Source organism: Pseudomonas sp. NPDC087804, assembly GCF_044742965.1.
GTDB classification, from domain to species: domain Bacteria; phylum Pseudomonadota; class Gammaproteobacteria; order Pseudomonadales; family Pseudomonadaceae; genus Aquipseudomonas; species Aquipseudomonas rustica.
The window spans coordinates 1,054,199-1,065,725 of sequence record NZ_JBIUVN010000001.1 but is presented as its reverse complement, the minus strand read 5'-3'; the positions used below and the strand labels follow the sequence as shown (position 1 = coordinate 1,065,725).

Genomic DNA, 11,527 nt, shown 5'->3' with positions numbered 1-11,527 from the left:
GCCCCTCTGCCAGACAATCCCCCCGAAGCCGCACAATCCTCCTCGCGGAGGCCATTCCAAAAATGATCACGCCGGGAGTGTCGTTAATAGATGCTTGAGACAAAGATCAAAGTCGTTCTGGCCGACGACCATCCCGTTGTGCTGTTGGGGCTCATCGAGCTGATTGCGCGGGATGCGCGATTTGCAGTGGTGGGACAAGCCACGAGCTCGACGCAGTTGGTCGCGGCAATAAACGAGTACGCGCCGGACGTGGTCATCACTGATTACCACATGCCGGAAGCCTCGGTTTACGGCGATGGATTGAAACTTGTCGGTTATCTGGCCCGACATTTTCCGCACATCGACATCGTGGTGATGACCATGATTGCCAACCTGGAAGTGTTCGCGCGACTGCGCAAGCTGGGTGCCAGCGTTATACAAAAGAAACACATGCTGATGAACGTGCAATCGACACTCGACAGATTGGCGAGCCCTGTATCGCCTGAGCAAAGCGCGGATTACTGTCTGTCGATGGTGACAGCTGCAAGTGCTGCCGATGTGGCACAGCAACGGTTAAGTGCGCGGGAACTCGATGTGCTGCGTTTGTATATGGCGGGCCTGAGTTTTCGCAGCATTGGCAAGGATCAGCGACTCAGCGTTAAAACGGTCAGTGCGTACAAGTTGTCAGCCATGAAAAAGCTGAGTGTCGTCAGTGATCAGGAATTGATTGGCTACTGCATTCGCAGTCGCATGTTTAATTAAATACCGGACGGTATTGTTGGGGTTAGAGCGATGGACATTCCCGCTGCTGAAAAAGTGCACTTGAAACAAAACTCGGTAGACGCGGCGCTGGTGGAGGGGGCGCACAGCATCATCGGTGAAATCAGGCAGGCCACCGCCTCGGTTGCCGCCGTTCGCGAATCGGTTGTCGACGCGGCAGCCAACTTTGGCGTCAGTGTCTACTCGGCCAATGAAGACTTTTCCAAGGCGTACCGCCAGCTTTGCAGTGTCATGAGTGTGGCTGAAATCAAGCAGCGCTCAGCCATGCAGCAACTGGAAAAACAGACGCGCAGTGCGCTCCACGGCGTCATTATCAAAGTCACTATCGCCATCGGTCTGTCCGCCATTGCCGGCGCGGCGATCGGCGCCGGTATCACCACGATGATGATGCATTAACGTCTTCTTCAACTTAAACCGGCATCGATTTGACAGTGGGTGCAGCCTTGAAAATATCTGAAGAGGAAATGGTCGAGCTGATTGACGCTATTGGCCTGGCGATTGTTCCTGTGATCTTCAAAGGCGTCGACAAGGACACGCCCGCTTATGTCATGCGCGAGCGCGCAAACGTCAATGCGGAGATCATGGGGCGTTTCGCCGCGATGTTGTATTGCGGTGACGAAGTGGGCATGGAAGTGCTGGATCTGATCGCGCATTTCACCGCTTACATGCAAGTTGAGCATCAACATTCGATGAAACGCTTTCTCGGCCCCGACGGTGGCATGAGCAAACTACGGCAAGCGCGGGCTAATAAAGGTTCGATCCAGTAACAGCAGGCTTAGTGAGAATCGTCCCGGTATTTTTAAGGTTTAGCTGATGTTCGTCGAACACCTGCTGCGCCTAATCTGGCGCGATGAAACTGAAGCAATTTCTGCAACCCGCCGACTCATACTTTTCGACGCCCAAGGCCGCCAGAAGGTTGTTGCGACTGTTCGCGCAACTGCTGGTGCTCGGGACAATCGTCGGCGCGGTCATTTCAATCACCTCGATATTCAATAGCGAAATTTCCCGTCGCCAGGGTTTTATGAGCGACGCTATTGCCAATGCACGGGTGTTTTTTACCCAGCGTGAATCACTGCTCAAATGGCTGGTGCTGTCTGCGGTGAATGATCCGCAAGCCCCGGCAGGCCACGAAGCTGCTGACCACGCCAGCGGTTGGGGTGTGCGCCTGACCGGGCCGATGAATGACTATTTCAAAGACTATCGCCTGAACCTGCTTTACGCCCCTGAAGAGAAAGACAAGGGCGGTGAATACCTGAGTAAAGCCCTGCCGTTTATTACCCCGATTTCGCTGGATGTGCTGAGGAAGTTGCGCGCCCTCGATGATCAGGCGCCGGGTGCTGCGCGCGAACTCTGGCTCAGTGATCAAAGTGCATTTCCGCCGCGCTTGTACCTGTTCGGCCGAGTGGATTCGTCTCAGGCGGAATCAGGCTGGATCGGTCTGGAAATGGACGCTGCGGATGTCTCCAGCAGCCTGCATGATGACCGCGCCGGGCAATTCATGATGCTCACCCCCCATGGCGACGTGATGATGAGCAGTGCGCCCAGCGATCAATCCGCGCCCGGTTCACCGATGTTGAAGATCGGCGAGGACTTCGGTTTATTCGGTGTCGGGGCTGTGCCGGATCAGTTGGTGATGGAAAAAAAGCTCGGTTACTCGGACTGGAAACTTTCCTACACCCTCGAACTGTATTCGTTGTTGAAGGTGCTCTGGTGGCCTCTTTGTATCTCTCTCGTTCTGGTTTTTCTCACAGCGCTGCTGGTTTATAAACTGGTGCACCGCATCGAGCGTCGTCTCATCACGCCTGCCACAAAACGTATCGATGCGCTGATCGAAAGCGAGGCTTTTTGCCGTGCCGTGATCCAGACCGCGCCGGTTGCGCTCTGCGTACTGCGCCGTGTCGACGGCACCGTGGTGCTGGAAAACCGCTTGTCCGAGCAATGGCTGGGCGAATGCTCCGGGCGCGAACGCCTGTGTCATCACTGGATTGACCAAGCCTTTGACGAAGAAGCATCGAACCTGACGGATGCTTTTGAGGCGGGCAACGGTCGGCACTTGTATGTCAGCTTCGCACCGACCCGCTACAACGGCGAAGACGTGCTTTTCTGTGCCTTCAGCGACATCAGTTCGCACAAACAGGTGGAAGCTGCGCTGGCAATGGCCAAGCAGACCTCGGACACCGCGAACGAAGCGAAAACCTTGTTTCTGGCCACCATGAGCCACGAGATACGCACGCCTTTATACGGTGTGCTGGGCACGCTTGAGTTGATGGAAAAGACCGAACTGCGCCCGCAACAGAAAGCCTACATGCACGCGATCGGCAACTCGTCGGCGGCGTTGCTGAACCTGGTGTGTGATGTGCTGGACGTGTCGAAGATCGAAGCCGGGCAACTGGCGCTGGAAGTCAGTGAGTTTTCACCGTTGGAACTGGTGCGCGACGTCGTACAAAACTACACGGGCGCGGCGCGGGGCAAGGGCATTTTGCTCTATTCGTTTATCGATCCTGACATGCCTTCGGTGCTGCACGGTGATGTAACGCGTATCCGCCAGATCCTGAATAACTTGCTGAATAACGCCGTGAAGTTCACCGAGAGTGGGCAGATCGTGTTGCGTGCGAAGTTGTGCGTCGCCGAGGGTGATGTGCTGGAAGTGCAATGGCAGGTGTCAGACACCGGCCCCGGCATTTCCCAGGAAAATCAGGCGTTTCTGTTTGAGCCGTTTTACCAGGCCGGTTGCAACACTAACGTTGTCGCCGGCACCGGATTGGGCCTGTCGATCTGCCAGCGATTGGCGGCTTTGATGGAGGGGCGCGTGCGGGTGGTCAGCACGTTGGGGCTGGGCAGTAGCTTCACCCTCAGCGTGCCACTGGAAAACCTGTTGCCGGCGGATGACATCCTTTTGGCACCGGTGCCTTTGCAAGGTCTGGTGTATGTCTGCTCGCCGTCGCTGGCCATGGCGGATTACATCGCCGACTGGCTGCGCAAGTGGGGCGCGCGTGTGCAAACCGGCTGGCCCGCCAACACTGGCGGCGCAGAAAACGCCGTCCTGGTCGAAGTGCATCCCGCCGAGTGGCGGCCGATCTACCCGGCCTGGACCGGGCCGCGTGTGTTGATCAGCCTCGAAGAGCGCGAAGACGACAGTGCCGTGCAGTTGAATGACTTGAATGCCATCCGCGATGCCGTTCGAAAAGCGCAAGGCCGCAAGGCCATTGTCGACGAGGTGGTCGTCAGCGACGTAGTCGAACGACTGAACTTGAAGATACTGGTAGCTGAAGACAATCAGGTCAATCAGTCCATTTTGAAAGACCAACTGCAAACACTGGGGTGTGAAGTGGCGTTGGCCAGCGACGGTACGCAAGCGCTGACGCTGTGGCGGGGGGAACACTTCGATGTCGTTCTCACCGATATCAACATGCCGAACATGAATGGATACGAACTGGCGAGACAACTGCGCAGCATCGGTTGCACCGGGCCGATTATCGGCGCGACGGCCAATGCGATGCGCGATGAAGGTGAACGCTGTTTTGGCGCAGGCATGCAACAGTTGCTGGTTAAACCGTTCGGTCTGGCGGCACTTTCCAACTGTTTGCAACAGTACAAAAGGACTAGCACACGTGGCCTATAGTGTTTTAGTGGTCGAGGATCATCCCTTTCAGCAAAGGCATCTTCTGGACTTGTACGGCTCAATGCACGACATCTCGCTCATGGCTGCGCGCAACGGTGACGAAGCGTTGACGCTGATGAAAACTCATCATTTCGACATGGTCTTGAGTGATCTGATGATGCCCGGCATGGACGGTCTGCAGTTTATTCAGCGGCTGGGGCACTTACCGTACAAACCTGCGTTGGCGATCATGAGCAGTGCCTCGCGGCGAATCATGATCAGTGCCAGTCTGGCCGCGAGAAGCCTGGGTTTTGAGGTGGTGGGTCTGATCTCCAAACCGGTGGATCTGATTGCACTGCGAAGTCTGCACGACAAGATGCTAAAGCTCGGCGCCAGTGCGCATGCCCATAAAAAAATGCCGCAGGAGTTCGGCATCGCCTGTTTGCGCCATGCAATTGCCGACGGGCAGATACACCCCTGGTTTCAGCCGAAAAAGTCGATTGCCAGTGACCGCATTGTTGCGGCGGAAGCACTCGTGCGCTGGGCTCATCCAACGCTCGGAGTGTTATTGCCGGGCGACTTTCTATCGGAACTCGTGCGTCATAATCTTGAGGAAGAGTTACTGATGAGCGTCGTCTCTCGCACGATTGCCGCCCAGGCCTGCTGGCAGCAACAAGGTTACGACGTGCCGGTGACGATCAACTTGCCGACCCATCTGCTCAATGATGACGATTTGCCCGATCGTTTATATGAGCGCGTACTCAGCGAAGGCGGGTTCCCCACTAAAATCGGTTTCGAGTTGATGGAAAGCTCAACCACCGACAATCAGGGACACTATTTCGCCGGTGTGTGCCGCCTGCGCTTCAAAGGTTTCGGCCTGGCCCAGGATGACTTTGGCAAGGGCTACAGTTCCTATTTCAATCTGGCCTCGACACCGTTTACCGAGCTCAAAATAGACCGGTCGTTAGTCCACGGTAGTGTCGAGAACGAGCACCTCGCCGCGGCACTCAGCAGCATCGTCGCGCTCGGCAGGCAACTGGGTTTGAACGTGGTGGCTGAAGGTGTTGAAACAGCCGAAGAGCTTGCACTGCTGAAAAGAATGCACTGCGATCAAATTCAGGGTTTCCTTATTTCGAAAGCCATCGAGTCCGATCTGTTCTTACGCCTGCTTGGCGAAAATACCCGTGCACATTGCTGAACCGTGCACGGCTCGCCTTTCAAAATAGCCACGTTGACTACTATTGAAGGGCGCCTGGCGCGTTACATCCTTTTCGAGGCGATTGATGAGAGCGGACACCCTGTTTGGAAAACTGGCTAAAAGCTCCACGCGACTCAGCGGCGGGCTTCTGCTGTCGTTGGGCGTAGTGGCGGTGTTGGTCCTGACCAACTTCAGGGCGATCATGCTTTTGCTGGGCGGCGAGGAAGAAAAGGCGAGGGCACACTTCACGCGAATCATCGAGAACGTTCGCGAGCAGGAAACGTTTCTGCAAGCCATCGCCGATAAAATGGCGACCACCACCGAACAGACGCTGACGGCTCCAGGCACCCTGAAACCCACTGCGCAATACAGCGACGTCGATCATCAAATATTTGAAGTCAGCGAAAGCAGCTTTTCTCTGCCATTTACCGTGGCCCAGCCAACAGGTCTGCGCGAGGGAAGCCTGGCGGTGTTGTCTTCTCTAGGCTGGCATCTGACCAATTACTACAGCCGTTTTTGGGCCCAATCCAATTTTCTCTCGCCACAGGTCTTCGCATTCAGTCCGGAAACTTCCGGCAGTATCGCCGTGCCGGCCATTGGCAAGTTCCGCAGCCAGACGTTTCTTTCATTGCAGAATTACAAGGATCTGGTGCAACAGATCAATCAACAGGTGGCGGCAACACCGATCTCTTCGACAACACCGAAAGTTCACTGGAGCCACGTGCCGGGGAATGCACAGGACATGGGCTGGAGTGGCAAAGTATTGGCCTACGTCGTGGGTGATTTACCGAGCGGCCCGATTCGCACACAAAGTGGTATGGAACATATGGTGGTGGCCACTTTGCTGGACACTAAACGGCTAAGTGGCGTCGGCCGAAACACGGATTTGCCGTTTCATGGTCACTTCGCGTTGATCTCACCGAAGGGCGCCGTGTTGACCGGGCTACTGGATACGCCGGTGCAGGAAGAAGGCCTGTTCTTCAGTGACAATGGCTTGTCGATCTCGGTGATTGATCAATCAATCAGCGGTCAGCGTTGGGCCGCGCAGTACTTCATTGATTACGCAAGCCTGCTCCGTTGGGCACTGTTTCCCTTGCTGCGATTGCTGGTGATATCGCTGCTATTGTTTTTCGCTTTCAGATGGCTGTACCGGACTTTCTACAACCGCATCGTGCTGCCGGCCAATAGCGCCCAAGTGCAACTCGTCGAAAGTGAGGCATTCAATCAGTCGGTCATCGAGAATGGCCCTGCGGCGTTAGTTGCCATTCGCCTGAATGATGGTGCACTCGTTATCGAGAATCAGCAGGCACAGAATAACCGGCCGGTTTCTCAAGCCCTGGTCGAGATGCTGGGTCACCCTGCGACAACGCTTGAAGGTGAAGCGTGCATGGTGATGCAGGGCCGCTATTACCTGATCAACGCGTCGACAGCCAGGTATCAGGAACAGGATGTGCTGCTGTGCGCCTTTTCCGATGTCACGCAAAACCAGGAGTTCGCCGCGGCGTTGCGTGATGCCAAACGGCAGGCAGAAAAAGCCAACGAAGCGAAAACCATCTTTCTCGCGACCATGAGCCACGAGATTCGCACACCGCTCTACGGCGTTCTGGGCACCCTGGAACTTCTCGGTTTAACGCCTCTTGAAAAGAGGCAGCTTGAGTACCTGCAAACTATCCGTATTTCGTCATCGACGGTTCTGCAAATAATCAGTGATGTATTGGACGTTTCGAAAATCGAGTCAGGCGAAATGAAGCTCGACTCGATGATCTTCAATCCACTGGATCTCGCCGAAAACGTCATCTCTGCGCACGTTGCCAATGCCAGGGCCAAGGGCTTGCAGATTTACGCCTGCATCGATCCCGGCATCCCGAATGTGCTGGTAGGCGACGAGGTCAGAACCGCGCAGATCATCAATAACTTTTTGAGTAACGCGATCAAGTTCACCAACATCGGCAGAGTGGTTCTGCGCTGTCGCGTCCTGAAAGATGAGGAACATCAAGTCACCCTCGAATTTCAGGTGGCGGATACCGGCATCGGCATCACTGCCGAGCAACAACGGCACTTGTTTGAACCGTTCTACCAGGCGCGCACCAGTAATCTGATCAGTGGCACCGGGCTTGGTTTATCGATCTGCAGCCGTTTCGCGGTACTGATGGGCGGCGAGATTACGGTCATCAGTGAGCCGGGGCTGGGCAGCAGTTTCACCCTGCGGTTAACGCTCGCCAAGCCCGCTGAAGCCAGTGCCCTGAGTCCGGACATTGACCTCGCAGGCATCGATGTTTACGTCCGCGCTCCGGCACGGGAAGTGGCCGACAATATCTGCGGATGGTTGACCCGTTGGGGCTGTCGTGCAACGGCGTTCATGAACAAGTCAGCGGACGTCCATTCAGGCGCCGTGCTGATTGATGTGTTTGGCAGCGCAGAACTGCCCTTCCAGTGGTCGGGCAGAACGATTACTTGCCTGAGTGATGGTTCCAGGGTGGCGGAGCGCGCGGACAACGGTTTACGCGTCAGCGCTCACTTCGTTAAAGCCATTGCCAATGCGCTGATGATGGAGAAAAACCAACAGAGTGTGACGGCTGCGGCGCCCCCGAACAGCGTCTTGCCGTCGCTGAATCTGAACGTGCTGGTGGCAGAAGACAACTTGATTAATCAGGCTATTCTCAAGGAGCAACTGGAGGCGCTGGGTTGTAATGTCCTGTTGGCGGGCAACGGCTTGCAGGCGCTGAAACTTTGGGAGCAAGAGCGCTTTGATGCGGTGTTGACCGACGTGAATATGCCTGTGCTGAGCGGTTATGAACTGGCCCGATCGATCCGTGAGACCGACAGCGATTTGCCGATTTTCGGCATCACTGCCAACGCCATGCGCGACGAAGGAGAGCGCTGCCTTGCCGCTGGCATGAACGCCTGGCTGGTGAAACCCTTGAGCCTCGCGGATTTGCTCAGGGTGCTGGCGAGTTTGAAGTCCGAGGATGTTGCGGGTATAGCGCAACCTCCTGCCCGGGTTGTAAGCGCCGTGCCGATTGTCCTGTCCGACGCGATGCGCGCGTTGTTTCACAGCACCATGCAGACGGACATGGCGAGTGCCCGATCCGCGCTCGGCATGGCGCAGGTCGAGGAACTTGCGCAAGTGTTGCACTCGGTCAGCGGCGCCCTGGCAGTGGTGCGCGCTGATCAGTTGTCGGCGTCGTTTGCGCAACTGGAATACAAAGTACGTGACCAGCGTCTTGATGCCGAGTTGACCGGCGAAGTCGAACAAGCGCTGTCTGTACTGGAAGATTTAGTGGGTTCTTTATGATGGCTGCAAATCGATTCGAATTAATGTGAGTGCGCAATGAGCATGCAAAAAATCACCGTCGTCATCGCTGATGACCACCCGATTGTCCTGTTGGGCGTTCGCGAGCTCATTGAGCGTGATGGCCGTTTTCAAGTGATAGGGGAGGCGACCAGCTCTAGCGGACTGGCTGGACTGTTAGAGACTGTCAGGCCGGACATACTGGTGACCGACTACAACATGCCGGAAAACTCCATCTACGGAGACGGGCTGAAACTCATCAAGTATTTGGTGCGCAGCTATCCGTCGATGCAGATCCTTGTGCTGACCATGGTCTCGAACAACCTGATTCTTTCCAGGCTTTACGAACTCGGCGTGGCCGGGGTGGTGCAAAAGAGCCAGTTGCATGCGGAGGTGCAACGGGCGCTGGATGCACTTAGCCAAAAGCGTCGCTACAAATCCCCCGGGTTCAACAAGATCACCGTGGTCGAAAACAATCGCCAGATTGACGAGCGGCTTGCCTTGCTGTCCTTGCGTGAACTGGAAATCCTTCGGCTGTTCGTTTCTGGCATGAGCTTGCGGGATATCGCGATTAACCAGAACCGCAGCGCGAAGACCATCAGTAGCCAGAAAGTGGCGGCGATGCGCAAACTTGAAGTGGCCAGTGATCAAGACCTCATAACCTATTGTCTTGAGGCCAATTTGTTCCAATAAGTCCATCACCTGGATTGCTCTAATCCAGGTTTTTTCGTCTCAACACCCTTCATTTTTCAGGATTGCCTGATAGCCCGGCTGTTTGTTCAAACGTACTGTGCCTGAAATAACGGTTAGCCGGGATTTTCGGCGGACGTTTCCATATTTTCTCATGAGCACGCTTAGTAAGTGGACGCCCATCGTTGCCTGGCTTGAATGCGCAGGCGTGGGCCGGTTTCTTCGGTTTAGTGTCGTGGGACAAGTAAGTTACATAAACTATCGAACACGGTGATGTAGATGTCTATCAGAAGCATTAAATTAGTCCCTCGGACATTATTGAGCTTCGGCCTTACTTGTCTGTTGCTGCTGATATTGGGTGGGCAATCATTGTGGCGCATGAATAATGTGCAATGGGCCGTGGGTGACTTGCGTGACAATTGCCTGCCCAGCGTGCGTCAAGCTGCCAAGATTGAAGCCGCGACCTATAAGTTGCGCCTGGCCAATTTGTTTTATGCCATCAGCAGTTCACGGGGCGCCGCTGAAATCGATAAGGCCGGTGCAACACTGACAGAGTTGCGCAACTCATTGAACGTCGAAACTCAGGCTTATGTTCCGTTGATTTATGGGCCCGAAGAGCAGGCGCGTTACGATATTCTACATGCCAATGTTGAGGAATATTTGAAACAGGTTGATCAACTTCTATTGATTGGCCGCAAAGGCTCCGAAGACGACACCGTCGCGTTTATCCGGTCCAATACTGCGCCTGCAGCAGATCATGTGATGGCCGCGGCAGAAAGTCTGCAAAGCCTGATGAGTGATCGCTCGGAAACCTCCGGCGCGATGGCTCAGGTCGAAGCCCAACACAGCACCACCGCGACCATCATCATCGTGTTGCTGGCGGTGCTGGCCACCGCCGTTATCACCATGCTCTTCACCCGGAGCATTATTTTGCCAGTCCGCGCGCTGTTGGCGTCGACGAAAAAAATTGCCGCCGGCAATCTGGTGGGCGAAGTGGAGGTGTCCGGCAGGGACGAAATCACCGAGTTGCAGACCTCGACCGCAGAAATGCTCACCAACCTGAAACAGACCATCCTGCATATCTCCGAGTCGTCCTCCATGCTGGCGGCCTCTTCGGAAGAGTTGAGCGCCATCACTTATGAGTCCAATGCCAGCGTTCAACAGCAGAGCAGTGAAACCGAGTTGGCGGCAACGGCCGTCAACCAGATGACCGCAGCAGTGGAGGAAGTGGCGCGCAATGCGGTGGCGGCGTCCGTCTCGACGCAACAATCGGAACGCTCGGCACGCACGGGCATGGAGCGCGTCACTGAAACCATTGCGTCCATCGAAAACCTCAGCGGTGCCGTACAAAGTACGGGCACGCAGATCGAACAACTGGCGTTGCAGACGCAAAGTATCGCCAAAGTACTCGACGTGATTCGAGCCATCGCCGAGCAGACCAACTTGTTGGCACTGAACGCGGCCATTGAAGCGGCGAGGGCGGGCGAGCAGGGTCGCGGCTTTGCCGTGGTGGCTGACGAAGTTCGTGCACTGGCGCATCGCACTCAAGTATCCACCCAGGAAATCGAGAAGATGATCGAAGGCGTTCAGGCCGGTTCGGAAAGCGCAGTGTCTTCGATGAAACAGACCGATCTTGAGGCCATCGCCACGCTGAGCATCGCCCGCGAGGCCGGGGTGGCGATTACCGAAATTACCAAAGCGGTGTTCGACATCAATGAACGAAACTGCTTGATTGCCACGGCTTCCGAAGAGCAAGCGCAAGTGGCGAAGTCGGTCGATCAAAACCTGGTCAGCATCAATAACCTGTCGATGCAAAGTACGGCAGCGGCGGATCAGATATTTACCGCCAGTAATGAGTTGTCGGTGTTGGCGACCAACCTGAACAAACTGGTTACTCGTTTCGAATTCTAAGTAGGCAGCGGTTGGCCCGTTGCAGGTTTCAGACAATCGGCAGAAATACTTAAGGACGACGATTTAACTAACACGG

General features: G+C 55.5%; 8 protein-coding genes. All 8 read left to right on the top strand.

What is annotated here, in order from left to right; translation table 11 throughout:
- Nucleotides 1-90 precede the first annotated feature (90 nt).
- Nucleotides 91-741, top strand: a complete 651-nt coding sequence (locus ACIOMO_RS04635) for a response regulator (RefSeq protein ID WP_401238520.1) — start codon at nucleotides 91-93, stop codon at nucleotides 739-741.
- 30 nt (nucleotides 742-771) lie between these two features.
- Nucleotides 772-1,155, top strand: a complete 384-nt coding sequence (locus ACIOMO_RS04630) for a hypothetical protein (protein ID WP_159812123.1) — start codon at nucleotides 772-774, stop codon at nucleotides 1,153-1,155.
- Nucleotides 1,156-1,202: 47 nt separating this feature from the next.
- On the top strand, nucleotides 1,203-1,526 hold the full coding sequence (locus ACIOMO_RS04625) for a hypothetical protein (protein ID WP_159812122.1): 324 nt from the start codon (nucleotides 1,203-1,205) through the stop codon (nucleotides 1,524-1,526).
- Between the two features lie 83 nt (nucleotides 1,527-1,609).
- Nucleotides 1,610-4,381: a response regulator gene (locus tag ACIOMO_RS04620; RefSeq protein ID WP_401238516.1), complete on the top strand. Its 2,772-nt coding sequence runs from the start codon at nucleotides 1,610-1,612 to the stop codon at nucleotides 4,379-4,381.
- Nucleotides 4,371-5,558: an EAL domain-containing protein gene (locus ACIOMO_RS04615; RefSeq protein ID WP_401238513.1), complete on the top strand. Its 1,188-nt coding sequence runs from the start codon at nucleotides 4,371-4,373 to the stop codon at nucleotides 5,556-5,558. Before ACIOMO_RS04620 ends, ACIOMO_RS04615 begins: the two co-directional genes overlap by 11 nt.
- Nucleotides 5,559-5,601: 43 nt before the next feature.
- Nucleotides 5,602-8,853: an ATP-binding protein gene (locus ACIOMO_RS04610; RefSeq protein ID WP_401238510.1), complete on the top strand. Its 3,252-nt coding sequence runs from the start codon at nucleotides 5,602-5,604 to the stop codon at nucleotides 8,851-8,853.
- 42 nt (nucleotides 8,854-8,895) lie between these two features.
- Complete coding sequence (locus tag ACIOMO_RS04605; protein WP_159812139.1) at nucleotides 8,896-9,543, top strand: response regulator; 648 nt, start codon at nucleotides 8,896-8,898, stop codon at nucleotides 9,541-9,543.
- 276 nt (nucleotides 9,544-9,819) lie between these two features.
- Nucleotides 9,820-11,451 (top strand): methyl-accepting chemotaxis protein, encoded by a 1,632-nt coding sequence (locus ACIOMO_RS04600; RefSeq protein ID WP_401238508.1) that lies wholly within the window; start codon nucleotides 9,820-9,822, stop codon nucleotides 11,449-11,451.
- Nucleotides 11,452-11,527 lie beyond the last annotated feature (76 nt).